This window comes from Paenibacillus xylanivorans, assembly GCF_001280595.1.
Lineage (GTDB): Bacteria > Bacillota > Bacilli > Paenibacillales > Paenibacillaceae > Paenibacillus > Paenibacillus xylanivorans.
The window spans coordinates 211,396-233,543 of the sequence record NZ_LITU01000036.1 but is presented as its reverse complement, the minus strand read 5'-3'; the positions used below and the strand labels follow the sequence as shown (position 1 = coordinate 233,543).

General features: G+C 47.2%; 21 protein-coding genes. 12 read left to right on the top strand and 9 right to left on the bottom strand.

Annotated features, from left to right (window positions below; all coding sequences use genetic code 11):
* Together AMS66_RS05150 and AMS66_RS05145 are read right to left on the bottom strand one after the other, a co-directional pair.
* Positions 1-370, bottom strand: a 370-nt coding sequence (locus tag AMS66_RS05150; protein WP_181014089.1) for a gamma-glutamyltransferase, incomplete at its 3' end; no start/stop codon positions are given.
* 201 nt (positions 371-571) lie between these two features.
* Positions 572-1,471: a glucose 1-dehydrogenase gene (locus tag AMS66_RS05145; protein WP_053779765.1), complete on the bottom strand. Its 900-nt coding sequence runs from the start codon at positions 1,469-1,471 to the stop codon at positions 572-574.
* 168 nt (positions 1,472-1,639) lie between these two features.
* Here AMS66_RS05145 and fosB point away from each other — a divergent pair, with 168 nt between their 5' ends.
* On the top strand, positions 1,640-2,059 hold the full coding sequence (fosB, locus tag AMS66_RS05140; protein ID WP_053779764.1) for a metallothiol transferase FosB: 420 nt from the start codon (positions 1,640-1,642) through the stop codon (positions 2,057-2,059).
* Positions 2,060-2,189: 130 nt separating this feature from the next.
* Complete coding sequence (locus tag AMS66_RS05135; protein ID WP_053779763.1) at positions 2,190-4,001, top strand: S9 family peptidase; 1,812 nt, start codon at positions 2,190-2,192, stop codon at positions 3,999-4,001.
* A 98-nt stretch (positions 4,002-4,099) separates the two neighbouring features.
* On the opposite strand, the gene AMS66_RS05130 is transcribed toward AMS66_RS05135, so the two are convergent.
* The 4 genes from AMS66_RS05130 to AMS66_RS05115 all read right to left on the bottom strand — a co-directional run bounded on the left by AMS66_RS05130 (position 4,100) and on the right by AMS66_RS05115 (position 9,900).
* Positions 4,100-5,134: a phosphotransferase family protein gene (locus tag AMS66_RS05130; RefSeq protein ID WP_053779762.1), complete on the bottom strand. Its 1,035-nt coding sequence runs from the start codon at positions 5,132-5,134 to the stop codon at positions 4,100-4,102.
* 17 nt (positions 5,135-5,151) lie between these two features.
* The gene (locus AMS66_RS05125; RefSeq protein ID WP_053779761.1) at positions 5,152-6,126 is read right to left on the bottom strand and encodes an SMI1/KNR4 family protein; all 975 of its coding nucleotides are present in this window, start codon (positions 6,124-6,126) and stop codon (positions 5,152-5,154) included.
* A 200-nt stretch (positions 6,127-6,326) separates the two neighbouring features.
* Positions 6,327-7,358 (bottom strand): ribonucleotide-diphosphate reductase subunit beta, encoded by a 1,032-nt coding sequence (locus AMS66_RS05120; protein ID WP_024632189.1) that lies wholly within the window; start codon positions 7,356-7,358, stop codon positions 6,327-6,329.
* 208 nt (positions 7,359-7,566) lie between these two features.
* Positions 7,567-9,900, bottom strand: a complete 2,334-nt coding sequence (locus AMS66_RS05115; RefSeq protein ID WP_053779760.1) for a ribonucleoside-diphosphate reductase subunit alpha — start codon at positions 9,898-9,900, stop codon at positions 7,567-7,569.
* Between the two features lie 751 nt (positions 9,901-10,651).
* Here AMS66_RS05115 and AMS66_RS05110 point away from each other — a divergent pair.
* Positions 10,652-10,978, top strand: a complete 327-nt coding sequence (locus AMS66_RS05110) for an MTH1187 family thiamine-binding protein (protein WP_053779759.1) — start codon at positions 10,652-10,654, stop codon at positions 10,976-10,978.
* 115 nt (positions 10,979-11,093) lie between these two features.
* On the opposite strand, the gene AMS66_RS05105 is transcribed toward AMS66_RS05110, so the two are convergent.
* Entirely contained in the window at positions 11,094-12,218 is a 1,125-nt protein-coding gene (locus AMS66_RS05105; protein WP_053779758.1) for a PsbP-related protein, read from the bottom strand.
* Between the two features lie 73 nt (positions 12,219-12,291).
* Positions 12,292-12,666, bottom strand: a complete 375-nt coding sequence (locus AMS66_RS05100; protein ID WP_053779757.1) for a helix-turn-helix domain-containing protein — start codon at positions 12,664-12,666, stop codon at positions 12,292-12,294.
* Positions 12,667-13,060: 394 nt separating this feature from the next.
* Between AMS66_RS05100 and AMS66_RS33115 the strand changes: the two genes are divergently transcribed.
* From AMS66_RS33115 to AMS66_RS05080, 6 genes are all read left to right on the top strand, one after another.
* Positions 13,061-13,165 carry a sporulation protein YjcZ gene (locus AMS66_RS33115; RefSeq protein ID WP_201782146.1) on the top strand — a complete coding sequence of 35 codons (105 nt, stop codon included), beginning with the start codon at positions 13,061-13,063 and terminating at the stop codon, positions 13,163-13,165.
* A 42-nt stretch (positions 13,166-13,207) separates the two neighbouring features.
* On the top strand, positions 13,208-13,315 hold the full coding sequence (locus AMS66_RS33110; RefSeq protein WP_197521564.1) for a sporulation protein YjcZ: 108 nt from the start codon (positions 13,208-13,210) through the stop codon (positions 13,313-13,315).
* Positions 13,316-13,481: 166 nt separating this feature from the next.
* Entirely contained in the window at positions 13,482-13,787 is a 306-nt protein-coding gene (locus AMS66_RS34845) for a hypothetical protein (protein WP_053779756.1), read from the top strand.
* Positions 13,788-14,363: 576 nt separating this feature from the next.
* Positions 14,364-14,960, top strand: coding sequence for an RNA polymerase sigma factor (locus AMS66_RS05090; protein WP_053779755.1), 597 nt, complete (start codon positions 14,364-14,366; stop codon positions 14,958-14,960).
* Complete coding sequence (locus tag AMS66_RS05085) at positions 14,957-15,937, top strand: anti-sigma factor (RefSeq protein ID WP_053779754.1); 981 nt, start codon at positions 14,957-14,959, stop codon at positions 15,935-15,937. Before AMS66_RS05090 ends, AMS66_RS05085 begins: the two co-directional genes overlap by 4 nt.
* Positions 15,938-16,180: 243 nt before the next feature.
* A complete protein-coding gene (locus AMS66_RS05080) occupies positions 16,181-17,704 on the top strand; it encodes an HD-GYP domain-containing protein (protein WP_053779753.1) in 1,524 nt (507 codons plus the stop codon).
* Here the strand turns inward: AMS66_RS05080 and AMS66_RS05075 are convergent.
* Positions 17,697-18,350 (bottom strand): phosphatase PAP2 family protein, encoded by a 654-nt coding sequence (locus AMS66_RS05075; RefSeq protein WP_053779752.1) that lies wholly within the window; start codon positions 18,348-18,350, stop codon positions 17,697-17,699. The two genes, AMS66_RS05080 and AMS66_RS05075, sit on opposite strands and share 8 nt — an antisense overlap.
* A 232-nt stretch (positions 18,351-18,582) precedes the next feature.
* On the opposite strand from AMS66_RS05075, the gene AMS66_RS05070 reads away from it, so the two are divergent.
* The 3 genes from AMS66_RS05070 to AMS66_RS05060 all read left to right on the top strand — a co-directional run bounded on the left by AMS66_RS05070 (position 18,583) and on the right by AMS66_RS05060 (position 22,065).
* On the top strand, positions 18,583-19,998 hold the full coding sequence (locus tag AMS66_RS05070; RefSeq protein WP_053779751.1) for a sensor histidine kinase: 1,416 nt from the start codon (positions 18,583-18,585) through the stop codon (positions 19,996-19,998).
* 208 nt (positions 19,999-20,206) lie between these two features.
* Complete coding sequence (locus tag AMS66_RS05065; protein ID WP_236703206.1) at positions 20,207-21,364, top strand: MFS transporter; 1,158 nt, start codon at positions 20,207-20,209, stop codon at positions 21,362-21,364.
* Positions 21,365-21,384: 20 nt separating this feature from the next.
* Complete coding sequence (locus AMS66_RS05060) at positions 21,385-22,065, top strand: oxidoreductase (protein ID WP_236703195.1); 681 nt, start codon at positions 21,385-21,387, stop codon at positions 22,063-22,065.
* Positions 22,066-22,148 lie beyond the last annotated feature (83 nt).

Sequence of the window (22,148 nt, the reverse complement as noted above, 5' to 3'; positions counted from 1 at the left end):
CCCAACCCGCCGGTGCGCCAGGCACCGTCACCGGGACGACCCCAAGCTTCGGCATCTCCGAATGGCCTGCCGCCTTGAGCGCCTCAATCGATATACTCTGAGGCGCAGGCCCACTGGCATTCAGGCCATGCAGCTTGCCCCCGGTCCAGACGAGGGCAAAGGCATCACCTCCAATGCCATTGGACGTTGGCTCCAGCACGGTTAGTGCAGCAGCAGTTGCGATAGCGGCATCAATGGCATTGCCGCCCTTCTTTAACACATCCAGACCGGCTTGCGCTGCTAAAGGCTGTGAAGTGGCGACCATGCCTTGTTTGGCATAAACGGGCACACGATAAGACGGATAAGGTTGGTAGAGTGGATCGTAGTTCATCAGGTTGTTCAGCTCCTTGTCGCAAGATGTCAGGTTCCGGCTTGCCGGATCAATACTCTTAACCCTCTTCGGAACAGGGGACGTGATTTCCTGCTGCAACGCGAAATCCAACCTGACATGGCCCGTGGACAGATGATACAGCTGCATTTATATCAGAGCCATTGTCGATTTTTATCAAAGATTTGAGGTGTTCCCAGATGACTAGGTCGTTACCATGTCGCCGCCATTGACATGAATGCACTCCCCGGTGACGTAAGAGGAATCGCGGGAAGCGAGATAGACGTAGGCAGCCGCAAGTTCATAAGGCTGGCCTGCCCGGCCCATCGGTGTCTCGGTTCCAAATACCTGCACATCTTCAGCGGAGAAGCTGGAAGGAATGAGCGGTGTCCAGATCGGTCCGGGTGCGACGCAATTGACACGAATGCCCTGAGCAGCGAGCGATTTGGCGAGTACACGAGTCAGAGAGACTACAGCCCCTTTGCTGGAAGAGTAATCGATCAGCTGCACTTCACCTTTGTAGGCCGTAATGGAAGCCGTATTGATGATGGATGCTCCTTTGCACAGATGCGGGAGAGCCGCTTGAATCAGAAAAAAGTAGGCAAACACATTCGTCTGGAACGTATGGTACAGCTGCTCTTCCGTAATATCTACAATGCTCGGCTGTACGTATTGCACGCCATGATTGTTGACCAGAACGTCGATCTTTCCGAAGGTTTCCATGGTCGTACGGATAACAGCCTCGCAGTTTTTTTTCAACCGCAGATCAATCTCGATCAACAGACACCGTTGCCCCAGCTCTTCAATCCGATCACGCGTCCTTTCGGCGTCGGTCCGTTCATATAGATAAGCGATGGTGATATCTGCACCTTCCTTGGCAAAAGCAATGGCTGCCGCTCTGCCGATACCACTGTCACCACCGGTAATAATTGCCACTTTGCCTTCCAGCTTGCAGCTGCCGATATAGGCAGGATCTTCGCTGATCGGTTCAGGCACCATCAGAGTTTCCAGACCGGGCTGCTGGTCCTGATGCTGGGGTGGAAAAGCCAGCTTTTGTTCCTTGCACACCGTTTTCTCACCGTAAAAAGGATAGACAGGATTCATTCGTTTTACATCCTCCTCGCACGTTCGTTCATACGCCTAAACTATGCATTCGCCCAGAAGAAGGTGCGACAGGAGGAAGAAGGGCATTTGTTTTTGGCGCAAAATATACCATAATAAGGATGTAGCTATTGCAACAGGTTACTAAAATGTGGAGGTGTCAGGAGCCAAATGAATATTCAAGGGATTAATCATCTGTGCTTTTCCGTATCCAATCTGGAACGGTCCATTACCTTTTATGAGCAGGCTCTCGGTGCCCGTATTCAAGTGAAAGGCCGGAAGCTCGCGTATTTCGAACTTGCCGGTTTGTGGATCGCTTTGAATCAGGAAGACGTCATTCGCAACTATACGGAACGAACGTATACACATATTGCTTTTACCGTAAAAGAAGAGGAATTCGATGAGTCCGTGCAGCAGCTGCGAGCTGCCGGGGCTGACATCCTTCCTGGAAGACCACGTGATCCGAAGGATGCATTATCCGTTTATTTTACCGACCCGGATGGCCACCTGTTCGAGCTACATACCGGAACTATGAAGCAGAGACTTGACTATTATCGCGAAGATAAGCCCCATATGACCTTTTATACGTAATTGATTAACCTAAAATGGAAAAAAATATGCCATATCTATTGTACAAACAATGGATGTGCATATAATATGGACAAATATACCCTTAATTTACCACTGTTTGATACTTCATTCATACTCAAGGAGGTTTGTCATGATTCAGTTTCCCAAACCGGATGTAGAACAGTATTTCCAGACGTATCGGATTTCCCATTTTGCCGTATCAGCCGACGAGAAACGTTTGTTTTTTGACAGCAATCTGAACGGCCAGCCCAATATCTGGGCGATGGATCTGCCGGGTGGCTACCCGTATCCTTTGACGTATTTGAATCAGAGCAGCCAGTTTATCAAACCAGACCCAGAAGGACGTCATATTCTCACGGCGTTCGATCGGGATGGAGACGAGAACTATCATCTGTATGCCATTAAGCCCGAAGGTGGTGTTCCGTTCCCGATTGTACCTGCGGAACCGAATGACCGTTGTTATTACTCCCATCTGTCCGAAGATGGTCAACGACTATATTATATAACAAGCAGGGATAACCCGAATTATCTCAATTCGCGCCGAATCGACCTGGAGTCGGGGGTGGATGTCCTTTTATACAGCGGAGAAGAAGTAACGAGCAGCTTGATTGCGGTAAGTTCCAACGAGAAGAGCTTTGTTGTTGTGAAGATGTATTCCAATACGTATCAGACGGCACATCTGCATCGTAATGGTGAGATTGAATCGATCCTGCCTGTCTCGGAGCGACAGAGTCAGGTTACGGATGTCCTATTTGCAGATGACAGTCGTCTTCTGATGATTACGAACGATAACGAAGCGTACTCCTATGTGGCGGAATACCGACTGGACACTCATGAATTTCGTCCTCTGTGCAAAATAGAGGGAGAAGACGTGGATATCATCCGCTGGCACAAGGCCTCAGAGACGTTATACTTCTGGACGTTTACAGGTCCCGAGAATCGGATGTACACGTTGGACAAAGGCACCGAGCAGCCTCGGCGTGTTGATATGCCGCTGGATACCGTAGAACATGTGACGGTCACCAAGGCTGGCAACGTGTACATCTCGGGGCGTGGAGCAGTCCAACCGCATAATATCTATCGGTTGATGGCAGGTAGTGAATCATGGGAACCGTTGACTGCCAATCGCGTAACAGGGCTTGATCCGAGTGATCTTGTCTACCCGGATGTTATTCGATATAACTCCTACGACGGACTGGAGATCGAAGCGCTCTTCTTCAAAGCGAAGCCGGAGCAGGCTAATGGTTACACGGTATTTTGGCCGCATGGCGGGCCACAGGCATCGGAAGCGAAATTCTTCCGTCCGATGTTCCAAATGCTGCTGGCTCAGGGTTATCATATTTTTGCTCCGAACTTCCGGGGAAGCACTGGATATGGCGCCGAGTTTGGCAAAATGGTTGAGAGAGATTGGGGCGAGGGCCCAAGGTTGGACTGCGTTGCCGGTATAAACTGGCTGTTTGACGAGGGTATCTCGTCACTGGATCGTCTGTTCGTGGTGGGGGGCAGTTACGGTGGGTATATGACCTTGCTGCTGGCAGGACGTCACCCGGAATTGTTCCGGGCTGCGGTTGATATTTTTGGGCCAAGCAACCTGTTTACCTTCCTGGAATCCGTACCAGAAGACTGGAAGCCGATGATGGATAACTGGCTGGGTGATCCGGTCCGTGACCGCGAACGCTTAACGAAGGATTCACCGATTACGTATCTGGACCAGATGGTGAACCCGATGCTTGTCATTCAGGGGGCCAATGATCCAAGGGTCGTGAAGGCGGAATCCGATCAGATTGTGGCTGCGTTGCAGGGGAAAGGGGTAGACGTAGAATACATCGTTCTGGATGATGAAGGCCATGGCTTCTCCAGAAAAACGAATGAGATTCTCGTTTACCGGCGGATGCTGGAGTTTTTGCAGAAGCATCAGGAAGCACCGGTCGCACAACCGTAACTCATATGGGCGTATTACCTATATAAATATAGATTCATCGTTTGAGAAAAACCGCCAGAAGGAGAGATATCTCATCTTTCTGGCGGTTTTTTGGTGTGCTAATCCAGCAAAGCAACAACCGAATCCATGTACTGCTCCGCCCAATGTGCAAAAGGCATATCCGCTGCCCAGGTCACTCGACCTGTTGCTTTGCATTCACCCCATAACAAAATGCGTTGATAGAGCAGATGCACCCTAAGACGTGTGGCAAAGTGATGGTATCGCTCCGTATCTGCTGCGCAGACAACATCCCGGTAACCGTGAAGGAATCGTTTGGCAAGCTCGGGTTGGCCTTCGCGTATATACATGGCTGTCATTTTGGTTAGGTCAGCTGTGCCGTCTCCAAAATAGGCCGTCGTAAAATCAAACAGACCACTAATCTCCCATTCCGAAGCAAGATCACCATGTTTGTGAATCAGGAAGTTCTCCGCTTTGAAATCTCCCATCACAAATCCGGGAACAGGCAGCGATTGGAATGCAGATTCAGCGTTTTTTAATTGCTCGTCCACCCACTGTATATCTTCATCTGTTATCACAGAGTACTTTGCAGCATCCTGTAGCCAGTGATGGATTGTCCCGTACAGCCAGTCCAGATATTTGCCCGCAAAGGGAACGATCTGCTTCGCTACAGGATCATACTCTCCGGCGTCAGGGACCTTCCAACGGTGCAGTTCTGCCAAGGAATGGGCAAGCATCGTAGCGATATTCTCCTGATCCTCCTGTGACAGTGAGGCCTGTAAAAACGGGTCATGCAGGTGCATCCCGGGTAATCGGGGCATAATGGCATAACTCCAGCCCAACATGTCGGTATCTTCATGCAGCAAATATGGATTAGGTACAGGAATATTGGTGTGCTTTATGAGCTGTTCTACGAAAAATTGCTCTTCCTGGAGTTGTCCTGCATATAACGGGTTACCTTTCAGAATATATTCTCCCTCTGAAGAGCGAATAAGAAGGGTCTGACCCATCACACCCTCATCGGTTCGCTTATAATCCATAAGCGTTCCCAGATTGAAATCATGAAGCGCCTTTTGCAACGATGCTTCCTCAATCTCACCAAGTTTATTGGAGCCAAAATATATACGAGTTGTCATAAGCCCCTCCTGCGATTTCAGTCTTCATTCTCTTCGTCAGACATTTCAAACGTATCAGCATCAACCAGTCCGCGAATAAAAGCTTCAAAATTAGGTGCCAGATATGTAATCTCATAATCGTCTTCCTGATCCACATGAACCACAGCAGGTTCGCCTTCTGGGCCACAGAATCGATAATCCAGCATCACCACATCGTGTCCGGCAGACGGACAATCACAGATGACGATACCGAGATCAGGGTATCCCCAATCTTCGATCATGAAGCGACTTCCAAATTCTCCGGCTAGTGTATTGGATTTGTCCCGTCCAATGCCCATTATCCCCGTAATGGCGATGTGGTCCTCAGCCCATGAAGTGGCTTCATTGGTTGGGAAAACGGTGTGTGCAGGGATTCCGCCGTTCTGTGTGTTCATTAACTGGATGTAGGAGGCAGGTAATTGGTAGCCTAGCTCCTGTTCAATGGTTTGGATCAACTCTTCGTCAAAAGGTGGAGATACATAACTTTCTAATGCATATTCACTCTGTTCCCAGAAGGAAACCGGATCGTAGGACCCGGAAGCGGCTCTAAGGTGGTTTAGCCTGCCACTCTGCTCCAATTCCAACAATATCTCTTGGTGGCGCAGTCGATCCTGTTGCATTTTTTCAGCTTTGGGCCGTGTCCATTCAAGAAATTCGATGGTTGATTCGTCATGGGGTAATAGCTCGTTTGCCATCTCAAATGCTTGGAGCGCCTGTTCATACATTGCCATATGATAATAAGCGTAACCCAAACGGTACTGCCAGAGAGGGTCGCTTGTACCGTACTTATTAATGGCTAGTAACTGTTGGGCAGCCTCACGGTAGCGCCCTTCATTGTTATACGCTCTGGATAGTTGCCCAATGAGCTCATAATCCCGATCCGGTTCAGGGATATCTTGAATACGTTCAATAATGAGATTGAACTCGTCCTGTTCATGCCACTTGTTTAGTTGTTCCAGCAGTTCTTTTTCCATCACTATGCCTCATTTCAATAAGGGAATGTGAACCTAGTTCCATTATATCTTACAAGCTCGCAAGATGGATGGGTATAGTATCCTATCCAGTTGTTCAGTCATATAGAAAAAAACACTCCCACAAGCAGAAAGCCATTAAGACATTCCAAGAAGGGAGTGTTGAGTATTTGTTTTATGTTGCGTTTACTTGATCAATCAGCTTACAGATCGTCAAATCCGTTATCGTCGCCGACTTTGCCGTAGTTACGGGACTTGGCTTCGAAGAAGTCTGTTTTCGTAGCATTAAGTGCTTCATCGGAGAAAGGTTTGATCCAAGGCATGCAGTTGACATCCACGCCTTCGTATGCTTTTTCCATGCCCATCAGGCGCAAACGTTTGTTAGCAATATACTTGATGTAGTCTTCCAACTCGTTCAAGTCAATTCCGCGTACGTTGCTGAGGGTGTAGTGTGCCCAGTTGGTTTCGAGTTCAACGGCACGATTGATCGTTTTGTATACATAGTCCATGTTCTCTGGAGTGTTCAGTTCAGGGAAATCGACCAGCAACTGTTTGTACACTTCAGCGAAGAAGTAGCAGTGTTGGTTCTCGTCGCGCTGAATATAAGAGATCATTTGGCTGGTTGCCATCATTTTCTGGTCACGGGCCAGGTTGTAGAAGAAGGCAAATGTACTATAGAAGAAGATACCTTCAAGTACCAAATCAGCTACCATGGCTTGGAAGAACGTCTGTGGAGACGGGTTATCCCGGAAGGTCTGGTAGATGTCGGCGATGAACCGGTTACGGTCAAGCAGCACTGGATCATGTTTCCAGTATTCAAAAATTTCCTTTTGCTCCCGATCAGATACGATGGAGGACAGAACGTAGGAGTACGATTGGTTGTGTACAACTTCCTGTTGTCCGATGATTGCCGAGATCGCTTCGAGCGAGGAATCGGTGAAATAACGTTTCACGTCACCCACAAACATCGTTTGCATGGAGTCCAGTACAGCGAGCAGGGAGATGTTGACTTTGAATGTACGCTGTTCTTCCGGATCCAACTGGGCAAATTGGGAAGCATCCTTGGACATTGGAATTTCATCCGCGATCCAGTGGTTGAGCAGCAGTACTTTGTACAGCTTGTACATATGAGGCATACGAATATCGTTCCAGTTCAGAATGCCTGAGCATTCCCCTTCAATGATACGGGTAGACTGGTTAGGCGCTTCGGTATTGAAAATTTTCTGCAATTGCATAATCCGTTCACTCCTTGAATGAATTTACACTGTAATAATACTTCAACTTATATATTAGGGGCTGTAATGTGGCATCTATATCAACATCTCATGATGTTGTGATCGTGTTTTGGGCAAAAAAGTACCAGGGCAACGCCATTTTGCATTCAAAACAGGATGCCCTGGTAGTCATCGTAGATCTAGTGAGCTTTCAGCATCACGATAAACATTAGCTTGCGCAAGAATCGCATTCTTCAATAGTCAATGCCCGACTGCGGACATAATAAGTCGATTTAATACCGGCTCTCCAGGCATGCAGGTGCAGTTCCAGGAATTCCGTTGCTTTGATATCCGGACGAACATAAAGGTTGAAACTTTGACCCTGATCGACGTGGCGCTGACGGGCAGCGGCCATATTGATGGAAGCGTGTTGATCCACCATGAACGCTGTTTTGTAGTACCAGATCGTTTTTTCGGACAGGTCAGGTGCCGGGTTGGCAATCTTGTATGTCGTTTTCTCTTCATAGGACAACAGTTCGTAGAGCGGATCAATGCTGGCTGTTGAGCCGGCGATGATGGACGTTGAACCATTTGGTGCAATGGCGAACAACCAGGCGTTACGTACACCGTTTTGTTGTACTTGGGCTTGCAGTTCTTTCCATTGTTCAGTTGTAACGAATTCGCCAACGCGCTCACCTGACGTGTAATCCCGTTGGTCGAAGTATTTGCCTGTTTGCCAATCGGAACCTTGGAATTTAGGATAATGTCCTTTTTCCTTGGACAGCTCCATGCTGGCTTTCACGAGCAGATAGTTAATTTTTTCATACAGATTATCGTTATAAGTGACAGCTTCTTCCGATTCCCACCGAATGCCTTTAAGAGCAAGCAGGTGATGGAGTCCGAATGTTCCCAGACCAACCGCACGGTATTGACTGTTGGTGTATTGGGCTTGCAGTACTTCAATGTTGTTGATGTCGATAACGTTGTCCAGCATACGAACCTGAATCGGTACCAGACGCTCCAATACATCATGAGGCACGGCACGTGCCAAGTGAATGGAGTTCAGGTTGCAGACTACGAAATCGCCCGGCACTTTGGAAATGACGATGCGGGTTTGTCCATCTTTGGTTACGAGCTCTTCCTTTTCAACTACCGTTGCAGATTGGTTCTGCATGATTTCGGTGCAAAGGTTGGAAGAGTACACCATGCCGTGTGCATTGTTCGGATTCGAACGGTTGACGGTATCACGGTAGAACATGTAAGGCGTACCCGTTTCCAGTTGGGATTTCATGACACGTTTCATGATGTCAATCGCTTGAACCGTGATCCGGGATAGCAATGGGTGGTTCACCGCTTCCTCGTATTTCTTACGGAACGCGCCTTCGCCAACGGACTCGTCATAGAAATCTTCCAGTCCGAGTGGGCGACCATTCTCGTCTTTCCAGCCCATGACTTTCTTCGTTTCATGCGGGCAGAACAGGCTCCATTCACCGCGGCTGGCTACCCGTTCCATGAACAGGTCAGGCAGGCATATGCCGTGGAATACGTCATGCGCACGCATCCGCTCGTCACCATTGTTCAGCTTCAGATCGAGGAAGGCCAGAATGTCTTTGTGGAAAACGTCCAGATAAACGGCGATCGCACCTTTACGTGTTCCAAGCTGGTCTACGCTGACCGCAGTGTTATTCAGTTGGCGGATCCAAGGGATTACGCCAGAACTTGTATTTTTGTGACCCCGGATGTCCGAACCGCGAGCTCTGACTTTACCAAGGTAAACGCCGATGCCACCGCCCATTTTGCTAAGACGAGCTACATCTGTATTGGAATCGAAGATGCCCTCAAGGGAATCATCCACGGTATCAATGAAGCAACTGGAGAGTTGTCCAGCCACTTTTTTGCCCGCATTGGACATCGTAGGTGTAGCTGCCGTCATATACATGTTGCTCATTGCCCAGTAAGCTTCCTTAACGAGATCCATACGTCTCTCCGCAGGCTCCTGATGCATCAGGTACATCGCGATAACCATGTAACGCTCTTGAGGCAATTCCATGACCTTTCCGTCAAAATCGTGAGCGAGGTAACGTTCTGCCAGTGTGAGCAAGCCGATGTAGTCGAACAACAGATCGTTACGGTAGTCGATGCATTCAGCAAGTTCGTCAATCTGCTCTTTGGTGTAACATTCCAGCAGTTCTTCGCGGTAGATGCCTTTCTTCACAAGATCCACAAGAAGCGGGTGGAAAGCGCCGTAAGGCTCTTCCGGGTAAGATTTGTATCTGCGGTTGGTGGCCGCTTTCTTGTAAAGGGAAGTAAGCAGGGAGCGTGCGGCTGCAAATTTCCAGTTAGGCTCTTCCTTCGTTACCAGTTCCAGTCCGCTCATCATAAAAGCGTTACTGATCTCGTCTCCGGTAACTTCATCACGACGGAGCTTGCTGTTTACCCCGCGTACCAGACGTTCCTTGTCCAGCATGTCCAGTCCTTCCAGAATACGATCCGCATATACCGAGATGCGCATATCATCAAAGGCAAGCTGGCGGTTGTTCGGCTTGGTCACAACTTGTGGCATGAATATTCCTCGCTTTCGCATGTTTAAGAGATAAATTGGAGAAATTCTTTATATAAAGAATTGAGTGTCTTCTTACGGTGAGATAAAGATATAAGCTGCATATTGCGGACTGAACGGCGGTGATAGCGTGTCTTACACATAGGAGCAGCACGCAGAACATGGTCACATAAAAAGCATTCCCCCTGCCTCGCGGCTGAAAATGCCCTTGGATGCCCTGAGTTCCTTGCTGTCTTTAAAGATCTGAAGAAAAGACAGAAAAGGGTGCTTATGTAATCTTTTGTCTGTAACAGACACGCCTGTAATTAGAGGATACCGGTGCAGTCCAAATAGCCCCGTTAACCTCCGAGTCAAGTCTGTTTCGAGAAAGCGATTTACACCTACAGGGACGTGCCTTTGGAGGTGATTCCATCCTGTTTTTCGCGAGATTTCAGAAGATGACTAATAGAAGTGGGGTAATTCAATTTCACTACATTTTGTTACTGTTATCCTACTGTAACCCAACATATAGTGTTTGTAAACAGGGTTAACACAGTGAAACGTAATTCCGAGTATACCATTTAAGCCGAGATTCCGCAAAGGAAAAGGACTGGAAGATTTGAAGATTTATCAAAAAAAATTTTTGGTCAAATCAGATGACGTGATCACGTCAGTTTGAATTGTGGCTCCTTCAACTGGTAGAATAAAAACAGGCAAAAATCGACCAAAAATAAGCGGCACCGGTAACTTGCGGGGCCCGAGGAGGCGGAGCAAAATGGCAATAGCAGAGGTGACCGTAATTCCAATTGGCACTGGGACGACCAGCTTAAGCAGTTATGTGGCGGATATGCAGAAAGTATTGGAGAATCAGCGGGGCATTACATATCAGTTGACCTCCATGAGTACCATTATCGAAGGTCCACTCAATGAGGTCTTTACAGCGATTGCGGCTTTGCATGAAGCACCATTTCTATCGGGAGCGCAGCGAGTCTCCACCTCCGTTAAGATTGACGATCGTCGTGACAAACCGGATGCCTCAAGTGTGCAGAAGCTGCAATCTGTTCAGGACAAACTGGCATCCCGACAGACACGACCGAACTAATTGGCTTAAGTTAAGAATCCTGAATAGCCTATGTTTTATATAGAGCATTAATAAATCAAATGCAAAAGAACCAGCCTTTTTTATAAGGCTGGTTTTTGTTGAACCATGAAACATTTTAATCTGCAACTACCAACGAGGCACCAATCAAAGTGGAATTGGTATATCCGCCTCCAACATTTTGGAAAGAATAGTTAGCAATAGGTGCTCCAATTACGGTTGCGTAGTCTCCATCAAGTAAGTCTCCAGTTGTTGAAGGGTATATCGCCGTAACATAGTTGCCGTTATCGTCCATGACGAGAACTATAGAAAATGTCGATCCAAGAGAGTTGTCTTCTTCTACCTGAACGACTTGTCCACTAACTTTTACAAAGTGTTCATAATAGTTGGCCACATTTTTATTCAGATGTCGGGTCGTCACTTTGGAGTTAACGAGGCCTTTTGCATTTTTACGAAGTTCTGAGGTGCTGGCTGGGAACAAATCGCTATGATTGGCAATGAAATCATAAGAAACTTGATCTAACACGGCTGCATCAGATGTGACGAACGGAGTTAAATCATTAAAAAAATCGGCAGCTGATGCAACGGCAGAAGAATTTCCATCAGTTGCAGTTTGTACTGTTTGGTCTAGAGAAGCAGTAATGCTTAAGGAGCCAAGGATTTCATTAACTTCCTCTTGATTATAAGTATCTTTGGCATAGGTTAACGTCATGCTGTAAAGTTCTGTGTTTGTTGGAATTAGATACTGGACAAGAATAACATCTGTACCGGAGGAATGCTTATAGGAACCTTGCAAAACACCTGCGTTAGACTCTTTATATGGTTTATTCGTGTAACTGGTTTTTTTGTAATCGGAAATACCAATCGTTGAACCGTTTTGCATATAATAGTCAACAGTATTATTGGCAAACTCTTCAGGATTGGAAGAACCCGATGAATTGGCCTCAATAGTAAGGTTAATATTATCTGCAAATGGGGCTGAAGATGATTGGTCCGAGAAAGCGGCTTTAATAACGGGCATATTCATTTGACTTGTGTCTACGGTTTTCCAGGAATCCGGATATGAAAATGAAAATCCTTCTCCACTATATGTAGTGTATTTTGTCCCTTTAGCCTCAGTTGAGACAGTTTCGATTGCATTGGTTGCTTCCGAATTTTGACTGTCCGCTGTTTTTGCTGTTTCTGAATTACCGCAAGCACTAAGCAATGCAGCTAATGCCAAAATCGTAATAAGCTTTTTCATAATGTCTAATTTCTCCTAATGTGCTTCCCATCGGATGGGATTTTTTCTAAGGTCATCATTTCGTTTTGAATGGTCAAGCTTTGTGAGTACGTGATTGTTCAATAATAAATTTTAAAAATTGCCTTGTTTGATCCTTGAGTTGATCAGGAGCATTAAGATATTCCCTGAGGAAGGCCCCGTGTACAGGATGGTCGAGATAAGAATAAATGGTTTTATCCGAATCTTTGGTTAAATCCGAGAATGGTTTCTTGGTAATTCCAATAAGATAATCAGCGCTTGTCCCCAGAACATCCAATAGACGACCTAAAGCATCTGGATCGGGTTTCCTATGATTGGTTTCATACCGGGACAATTGTACTACAGTGAGATTAGTTTTTTGTGATAAATCTTTCTGTGAAAGCCCCCGTAGTTCTCGTAAATATTTAATGCGTTCACCAAGAGTAGGCATGGACACTCCTTTCTACGTTATAAGTAAAATAATAACATTACTATAGATTTGAGAATTAATAATTACCGAAATGGTAATTATTTGTTTTTGATGGATGTAATTCTATCTAAATATACCCTTATGGCAAATCATATTAAATATTAAATGGATCAACTGATCGTGAGTTATCTATGTTGGAGTATCCTTAATACGAGCGTATGAGACTAAAGATCCGACATTTGCATCTGTGTGTAACTTCGTTCTTCAATACCAATAGCGATGCCGCTCATTTATAGGATAGCCTGCAACAGCCGATCAAAACAGGAAGATACCTGCCCAAATTTAACCAAAGCCCGATCTACTGTGTGATTTTTGCATATAGTGAACTGTACCTCAAATAAAAGGAGGGTTTTGCATGAGTGGAGTTGTAGGTGGATACGGCGGCGCATGGACATCGACTGGTGCCATTTTGGTTCTCTTCATTTTGTTGGTTATCATTTCCAAAGCATTCGTCATCTAATAGACCCTTAACACCTAAACCATTGGTAAAGGAGGAATCTCCATGAGCGAAGTACTTGGAGGCGCAGGATACGGCGGCTGGACATCAACTGGTGCCATCTTGGTTCTGTTCATTCTTCTCGTTATCATCACTAAATCTTTCTGGGTATAATATGTTTGAACTCCGCCGGGTAACCGGTGGGGTTTTTTTGGTTTGAGGACAAGCCTACAAGAATAGTGAAAACGCCTATTTTGTCAAAGTAGGGCCATAGCCCGGTCCAGAGGTAGGCATAATACATAGCTTAGGGGTGTAGGCAAATGTTAAGGAGGAATGAACAATGAGCGAAGTTAAACCGAATTCACCGAACGGACAGGGACACGTATACGGATACGTGGGAGGGTATGAGCACATGCATGGATACACAGGTCATGAAATGCATGGGTACGGGTATGGATGTGGAACAATGCCAATGGGATATGGATACGGGTATGCTCATCATCCCAATCATGCTCCAATGCTGCACGGTTATCAACAGGGTTGTGGAACTTCCTACGGGCATGGTGGGGGAAGCTGGGGATCCATGGGTACGATTCTCGTACTTTTCATCCTGCTGGTTATTATCTCCAAAACGATGTTTATCTAAATCGTGCAACAGCAACTGTATCAGGGAGTTGATCCATACAACTCCGTCGAAAGGCACCGAGATTGTATCGGTGCCTTTTGGCTGTCTGGACACTTTTCCATCAAAAATGGACATGGAAAAACACCCGGAACCCAATTCCGGGTGCTTTGTGTATGTTTTCAATCTTCTCAAGAATAAGTGACATCCAAAACAACAAAAGCCCTACCTCTCTTTTGTCCTTGCGGCTCCGATGACCGCGCCAGTGTGAATGGGAACATCTTGTGAAACTCTGTACTACCGGGTTATTGTGATTCAGGTTCTTCAATCTTCATAGGTTAATGTGCATGTTCGCTGCGGTCGCAGCATGAAGAAAATATTCCGGGGTTTAAAGAAGACAGAAAATCATATGAGGTTGTTTAATTACCAACTCTAATAGTATACCACAGGCTGTAATTTTTTGCAATAAAAAGGAAGGTTAAAGCGTTTATTGAAAACAATTACGAAAATATTTCAGATTTTTTCTTCCATTAGGTAATCCTCTTCAAATGATTCTACGTAGGTTATAATAAGAGGGAAGATACGGAAAGGGGCCCTCGCATGACTGGATCGATGGAGGACAGCGGGTTAATGCGACAGATTGCGGAACGTGATGCTTCCGCACTGGAGCTTTTATATGACCGCTACGAGCGAGCGGTGTATTCTTTTGCTTACCGGATCGTGGGTGATCCGATGACCGCAGAAGAGACCGTCCAGGAACTATTCCTGCGGGTCTGGAACAATGCTGAACGATATGACGCCTCACAGGGGAAGCTGACCACGTGGATGTTTGCGATTACGCGAAACATTGCAGTGGACATGCTGAGGCGGAAATCCAAAGGCGCAGCATCGACTTCTGTCGAGAACGAGACACTGGCGGCTTATGCCGATGAACATACAAACACAGAAGAAGAAGTGGAGCGCAAGTGGGAAGGTGTCCGAATCAAGGAGGCCCTGTCCCAGCTGAACGGAGACCAGCAACAGGTCATTGAATCGATCTATTACGCGGGTTTAACGCAACAGGAAGTGTCCAGCAGATTCGGGATTCCGCTGGGTACGGTAAAGAGCCGTGTCAGGCTTGCAATGCGGCAGCTTCAGAAGCTGCTTGCTGATGCTGAATTGCATCCGGACGCGGGAAGGGAGGGCATACATCCATGATAGAACGACATGAGGAATGGTCTGATCTGGCACCGGTGTATGTGCTGGGAGGACTCGAAGCGGAGGAAGTGGCAGCATTTGAAGCACATTTGGCCCATTGTGAGTCTTGTCGCCAGGAGGTGAGGGAATTGCAGGAAGTAACGGGTTTCCTGCCACTCGCGGCGGAACCTGTTGCACCGCCGCCTGGCATGCGAGCACGTGTGCTGGGCAACGTGCTCGGACACGCGCAGGAGAGCGCCGGAACGAAGCCGGCGACTGCTCCTGCGAAGCCTGAAGCACCCGCGGTGCTTCAGGCGGATCTTGCGCCGCAGCATGAAGCGGCGCAGCCCGGGCAAGGCTTGCCGCCGGAGACGGCGGTGCCTGCAGCCCGGGTGGAGGAGGCTGCACAGGCACCGCCGTGGCAGCCTCAAGGGCGCGCGCGTGCGCGCAGCAGCCGCGCCTGGCGCATAGCGAGCGCAGCCCTCGCGGCAGCGGCGCTCGTGCTCGGCATCTACGCCGGGCAGCTGCAAGGCCAGGTCGATTCGCTGAAGCAGCAAGCTTCGGGCTCATCGGCTGTGCAAGAGCAGCTTGCTCAGGCGCAGGCACAGAATGCCCAGCTGCAGGAGCAGCTTGCTTCATCCCTGCAGCCTGCGCAAGGAATGCAGACAGGCGAAGCCGTCAAGCTGAGCCCGGCGACACAGGACATTGTGGCCCAAGGCCTGGCTACCATCGTCATTGACAGCAAAGGCACCCACCTGGTCGTCCAGGCGGAGAACTTGCCTACTTTGGAAGGGAACGAGGCGTTCCAGGTTTGGCTGATCAAGGGTGATACACCTCAGAATGCGGGGACCTTCCTAAGCCATAATGGAACGGGAGCGGTATATTATACGTTAGACTCTGCCAACGACTACGATACGGTTGCGATCACGCTTGAACCGGATGCGATGGGTGATGCGCCGCGTGGTACAATGATTCTGGCTGCCAAAATTAAAGGATAAGAAATGTCTTGTCATATCAGGCTGTTCCCTACGGGGGGGCAGTCTTTTTTGTATGGTTGTATGCGTACATATAAGTTAGACGAGCGATTCGTAGTTAATTCCAGTATGAAGGTTTTCCATCCGTTAAATGAATTAATTTTTTTAGTACGAGTAACCGATAACAAATAGGAGGCTGTACCCTTGATTTCCCTTTATCATCATTAGTGGGAGAACTGGTTTATAGCTAGAGAGTGAGGGGTTGGGGTGGAAGTATACCGTTCATTTATCTTTCGTCTGATGCGAAATTATCTTATCGGTTCAATGGCAGCTGTTTTTGTGGTAGGTACAGTGGTTATGGTGTCTACCTTACAAATACCGAATATTCAATTTGTACGCCTCATAATCATTGTGTTGATTTCACTGTTGTTCATGCTTGTTGCTGAACTCATTACCCTATGGGCACAACTTGGTCCCATTCGGCAATTCTTTGCCGCCGAGCATCATGAAAAGGCCGAATTGACAAAGATGTATGAGAGCATTCACCGTTTTCCAGGACAAACGATTTATCGTATTTTGGGTCCGCACATGCTTGGGTTCTCCCTGCCTGCTGCCGGATTGACGATATGGATGATCTCCACAGGGGGGCTGGAGTTTCCGTATGGATACGTCGCAGTTGCAGCTGCGTGTGCCTTATTGATTGCCGTGATGCATGCCCTGATTGAATATTTTCTGACGGTTCGGACCGTGAGACCGTTATTGCTGGAAGTTCGCCGCAGAGGCAAAGAACAGCATGGAATGGAGCCATCGCTCGGAGGACGTGTCCTGGTGTCCATTCAGCGTAAGTTTCAGCTGAGTACGGCGCTGATCGGATTGTTTCCATTATTTCTATTCTTCCTGGCTACATCGATCCGTCTTCAGTATATGGATAGCGAGTTTGCGAAAGAGTATATTTTGTGGGCAGTTCTTATTGTTGTGCTAGGCGGAGGCTTCGCCCTTGTGGGAAGCTGGCTGCTGATTCGGGATGTTCGTGGTCCGGTTGCGGAGCTGACTGAGGAGATGAACCGAATTCAGGAGGGAGACCTTGGCAGAAGAACGCCAGATCTGTACGCGGATGAATTTTCTGCGCTCATCTCCGGATTCAATATGATGATTAACCGGCTTGAGATGAGACAGGAACGCAATCGGCAGTTGCTGCAAAGTTATTTCTCCACCCTGGCGGCTGCATTGGACGCACGGGACAAATATACGGCCGGTCATTCCATGCGGGTGGCAGAGTATTCAATTATGATCGGCAAACTGAGCGGCATGAATGAAGAACAAGCAGATCTGTTATACAAATCAGCGCTGCTGCATGATATTGGGAAAATCGGCATACCCGACGAAGTGTTATTGAAAGATGGAAAACTCACCGATGATGAATTCGCCGTCATTCGCACACATCCCGTTCTTGGAGAGAGTATTTTGTTACAGATTGAACCGATTGATGCCATGGCAGACTTCCTGCCGGGTGTAAGGTCTCATCATGAAAGATATGATGGCAAAGGGTATCCTGATGGCATAGCAGGTCAAGAGATTCCGCTGTTTGGCCGTATCATTGCTGTGGCTGATGCTTTTGATGCCATGACGTCTGATCGTCCATACCGGAATGGAATGAGCCATGAGAAAGCGCTATCTATTTTGGAAGAAGGAAAAGGGACCCAGTGGGATCCCTATTTTGCAAGCTTGTTTATTGATGAGTGGAGACGGCAACAGCATCTCCAGAAATCGTCGGAGCGAGGGGTCAGCTGATCCCCTCTGTCCACTTCGATTCTTTTCTGCGGCGACGGAGCAGCGAAAGCCCAGTGATAATTGTGAAAACGCATTCACCCAGTATGACCGCACCCAGGGCGTCATAGATGACATGTTGTTTGATCATTAAGGTAGATAATATAATCAGAGCTGCCCCGGCAGCAACAAACAGTTTAACCTGTTTGCGGATGCTCTGGACGGAAAGAACAGCACGCATAACCAGATAAGAATGAAGGGCATGAATACTTGGAAAACAATTATATGGACGATCCTGACCGTAGAGCCATCCAAGAAGAGATGCACCGAGACCTGTACCTGTTAACTCGGGACGCGGCACCATGGTCTGAAAATTAAAATAGATCAGGTAACAGATCCAGACACAGATATTCATGGATAACAGGACGCGATAATAAGTGAGCCGATCCTTGGCGCATAAATAAGCTAACACACCGAAGACAAATGGATACCAGCCCAGATAGGGTATGGACATGGAAGGTACATAAGGGATAATCCGGTCCAGTGGGGAATCAAGCACAGAGAAACCGCGTTCCGGACTATTCAGAATATCATAGAACATCCCCATGACAGCCAAGGAAAGCATCAAGCTTAACGATAGCCAGTAGGATTTGCTTTTTAACACGTGCACAACACCGTTTCTCCTTTCATCCATGTTCGCAAGGAACAGGATTACAGCAATTAAAATCGAACAACAATATATTCTACTACGTTCAGCGCACAAATTGAATCCTGATTTGTGTATTTTTGTGCATTTTTTTGACGACGAAGGAATGTCGAAGGTTGAACGGGCATGATATGATAGAAGTACATACGGACTACAGGTTTTCTCTCAATGAATACACGACAACAGGAGTGAGTGAATGCAATTTTCAAAAATGTTCGTATTAAATATGGGGATGCTTATTACCATTGCTTACCTGGCTAGTGTGTTCTATAAATACATCGTAATACGTGCTTCATCACGAGTAAAACAGATCAGTTCGTTGTTTGTACTTATTTTTGCAGGCTGGGTCAGCACTGTATTTGGATTTCAGCTTAATGATGAAGTTGTCTTCGATCTTCGTTTCGTTCCTTTAATTGTTGCCGTTTTGACGTATAGACAACCCTATAGCGTTATTATCGTGGGGATTGGGATTGGGCTGACCCGGTTAACTTTCGGTATCAATGATGCTACGGTGGCTGCACTTATTAATATGTCGATTCTGGGCGTGGTGTGTGCAGCGTTAAATATATGGATGAGACGCAGTGACTACAGGCTGATCGTTAAAGGTGTCATCGTCACAGTGATTGTAAATATGGTCAATAGTGTGAACATTGCTATCGTCGGCGTTATCCCGGCTACATATTTCTTCTCGCATATTATGCCGTATACCCTTCCTGTTGGTATTTTGCTTAGTCTTATTTTTGCTTTTATTTTACGAGATTTCCAGAATGAACAGAATCGGATTTTGCTCATCCAGAGTACCAATCGTTTATTGTCTGTCCAAAAGGAAGAATTGCAGAAAGCTCAGATCGTGCTGGAAGACCGTGCTAAGCAGTTGATGATTGCTTCGCAGTACAAATCGGAATTTCTGGCGAATATGTCGCATGAACTGCGAACGCCGCTGAACAGTGTCATTAACTTCGCCCAGATGATCAGCGAGAACAGTGATACGATGGAGCAGGAGGATATCGCACGTTTTGCCGCAATGATTGAAGTTTCTGGTCAGGAATTGCTCACGTTAATCAATGACATTCTAGATCTGTCCAAAGTGGAAGCGGGCAGACTGGATATCGTATTAGAGGATATCAGTGTTGCAGAACTCACAGAAGATACCATGAATCACTTTCAGTTGGTTGCCGAGAAAAAGGGAGTCGAGCTGCAACTGGACAAGAAGCCAGGGCTGCCAGAGACCCTCTGGTCTGATCCCCAACGAGTCCAGCAGATTTTGCGTAATCTGATGTCCAATGCCATCAAGTTTACGCATCAGGGGAAGGTCACACTGACTGTGAGCACCAAGCAAATTAAGAAGTCAGGCATTGTGAGTCAATGGATTGTTTTCTCGGTGCAAGATACGGGAATTGGCATTGCTGAAGATAAACATCAATCCATTTTTGAGGCATTTCAACAGGCTGACGGGTCCATTAGCCGTAAATTTGGGGGAACAGGACTCGGCCTGTCCATCAGTCGGGATTTGGCCAGATTGCTGGACGGATCGATCGAACTTGAAAGTGCTGAGGGCAAGGGAAGCACCTTCTATCTCTATCTCCCGTTGAACCGTGAAAAAATGAGTTGACAACCATCACGCTGTGAGTAGAATTTGGGGTGACAACTAGCATCGGCCGGCACTTGAAACCCGGTCTAAGGAGTGTATCCCCATACAGAAGACGGTCAACGTTAACCCTCCTCCGTTTGCAAGCAAACCACGGCGCAAGGGTTCAACACAACGTACGAATTTATCCATTGCAACATGGGAGGGAGTACCGGCAATTATTTTGCAGACGTTGCTGGGAGGCCCGTTTTTAACCGGATTTCTGCTGTACCTTGGGGCCGGGTCAAGACATATTGGCTTCGTGCTCGCCATTACGACGTTTGTCAATATCGCCCAGATTGGAGCGGCTTACTGGATGCAGCGTATTCGGAGCCGCAAACGTATGCTTATATTGTTTGTGGGGATACATCGCGTCCTGTGGAGTTCGACAGGACTGATCCCGTTCCTGTTTCCCAAGGAATGGTGGGTAGGCATTTATATTGGTGTGTATACGGTTGCATTCATATCCAATACAATTGGTGGTATGATCTGGACCTCGTTGATTGGGGACATCGTTCCTGCCAAGGTGAGAGGGCGTTATTTCGGAATCCGAAACACGATTCTGAACGCACTTGGAAGCGTATGCTTATTTGCGGGAGGCATCGTTCTAGACCGTTTTCCCGGGGAAATGGGTTTCTTAATCCTGTTCATTCCTGTATGGATATGTGCCATCGCCAATACGGTGATTTATTGCTTTTATCCGGATGTTCCGTTTGAGCGTTCAACTGAACAGGTTTTCTGGCGCATGTTCAAGAAGCCATTTCAGGATCCTTCCTTTCTGAAAGCTGCGCTGTTCCTCGCGGCCTGGTTACTGATCCAGACGTTGATCGTTCCGCTATTTTCCTACGTGATGCTTGATCTGCTTAACATTAATTATCAGACGGTATCCATAATCACTGTGGTCCAGACGCTCGTTATGATGGCCGGATTCTATATCTGGGGCAATTTGAACGCGAGATTCAGCAACAAAACCTTATTATTTTGGACATTACCGATTATCGCACTCTCCTGCCTGTCATGGGGATTGATGTCGTTTATGCCTGTTTTGATAGCGCTTTTTTTATCCCATATTTTTCTCGGTATTGGTGTGGGTGGTTTCAACCAGCTTGCTTTTAACTTCACAATCGGAGATACACCAAAAAGCGAAAGACCAATGTTTGTCGCCGTGTATTCGGCTCTGACCGGAGTGACCTCTTTTCTTGGACCGCTGATTGGTGGCTGGTTGTATGAGAAAATGGAAGCCTGGCCGGACGCGATGAATTGGGTTTCCGCCTATGGCTTCCAAGTGGGTGTTGGTGCAGCGATGCTGGTTCTTACGTTTACGCTTGGACGTCGTGTGCTTCTGAAATAGAGATATGTGGAGGGATGTACTTGGAGAATCACGAACGGCAAGCTCTTGTGATTGGAGCCACTGGGCTTGTGGGTGGACTGCTGGTACGCAGCTTGCTTCAGAATCCGGCCTATGGCCGGATTTGTGTATTGGTCAGACGCCCGCTCGAATTGGAACATCCAAAGCTGGAGCAGCATGTCGTGGACTGGGAGCAACTTGAAGAACAAAAAGATCTATTTCGCGATGTTGATGACTTATATTGTTGCTTGGGCACAACGATTAAAAAAGCCGGCAGTCAGGAAAACTTTCGCCAAGTGGATTTTCACTACCCCGTGAAAGCTGCCAAACTTGCCAAGGAGCATGGTGTATCCCAGATGCTCGTCATTTCTTCCATGGGAGCAGATGCCGGGTCGCGTGTATTCTATAGTCGGACCAAGGGAGAGATGGAAGAGGCATTATCGGCTATCGATTTCCGTTCACTGCATATATTCCGTCCGTCATTAATCCTTGGAGATCGCAAAGAAAAACGGTTGGGAGAGCAGTTGGCAGCTCATGTCATGACATTTCTGGATCGCTGGATGAAAGGCAGAGTGGATAAATACCGGGCAATCCAGGCTTCCACTATAGCTCGGGCCATGATAAACATTGCACTTGTCCAAACGAAGGGAAATCATGTGTATTCCAATGATATTATCCATGTACTTGGGTTGAATGAGTCCTGAGATGTTCGTGGTATCTCCTGTTGGAATGAGAGCTACGGATAGACATTTCTTTTCGTGCCTAGGCGGGATCGTGGTATAATAAG

Excerpts from the sequence above, each read along its gene's own strand:
- AMS66_RS05145 (WP_053779765.1), bottom strand. The coding sequence starts at position 1,471 with ATGAATCCTGTCTATCCTTTTTACGGTGAGAAAACGGTGTGCAAGGAA.
- fosB (WP_053779764.1), top strand. The coding sequence starts at position 1,640 with ATGAATATTCAAGGGATTAATCATCTGTGCTTTTCCGTATCCAATCTG.
- AMS66_RS05135 (WP_053779763.1), top strand. The coding sequence starts at position 2,190 with ATGATTCAGTTTCCCAAACCGGATGTAGAACAGTATTTCCAGACGTAT.
- AMS66_RS05130 (WP_053779762.1), bottom strand. The coding sequence starts at position 5,134 with ATGACAACTCGTATATATTTTGGCTCCAATAAACTTGGTGAGATTGAG.
- AMS66_RS05125 (WP_053779761.1), bottom strand. The coding sequence starts at position 6,126 with ATGGAAAAAGAACTGCTGGAACAACTAAACAAGTGGCATGAACAGGAC.
- AMS66_RS05120 (WP_024632189.1), bottom strand. The coding sequence starts at position 7,358 with ATGCAATTGCAGAAAATTTTCAATACCGAAGCGCCTAACCAGTCTACC.
- AMS66_RS05115 (WP_053779760.1), bottom strand. The coding sequence starts at position 9,900 with ATGCCACAAGTTGTGACCAAGCCGAACAACCGCCAGCTTGCCTTTGAT.
- AMS66_RS05110 (WP_053779759.1), top strand. The coding sequence starts at position 10,652 with ATGGCAATAGCAGAGGTGACCGTAATTCCAATTGGCACTGGGACGACC.
- AMS66_RS05105 (WP_053779758.1), bottom strand. The coding sequence starts at position 12,218 with ATGAAAAAGCTTATTACGATTTTGGCATTAGCTGCATTGCTTAGTGCT.
- AMS66_RS05100 (WP_053779757.1), bottom strand. The coding sequence starts at position 12,666 with ATGCCTACTCTTGGTGAACGCATTAAATATTTACGAGAACTACGGGGG.
- AMS66_RS33115 (WP_201782146.1), top strand. The coding sequence starts at position 13,061 with ATGAGTGGAGTTGTAGGTGGATACGGCGGCGCATGGACATCGACTGGT.
- AMS66_RS33110 (WP_197521564.1), top strand. The coding sequence starts at position 13,208 with ATGAGCGAAGTACTTGGAGGCGCAGGATACGGCGGCTGGACATCAACT.
- AMS66_RS34845 (WP_053779756.1), top strand. The coding sequence starts at position 13,482 with ATGAGCGAAGTTAAACCGAATTCACCGAACGGACAGGGACACGTATAC.
- AMS66_RS05090 (WP_053779755.1), top strand. The coding sequence starts at position 14,364 with ATGACTGGATCGATGGAGGACAGCGGGTTAATGCGACAGATTGCGGAA.
- AMS66_RS05085 (WP_053779754.1), top strand. The coding sequence starts at position 14,957 with ATGATAGAACGACATGAGGAATGGTCTGATCTGGCACCGGTGTATGTG.
- AMS66_RS05070 (WP_053779751.1), top strand. The coding sequence starts at position 18,583 with ATGCAATTTTCAAAAATGTTCGTATTAAATATGGGGATGCTTATTACC.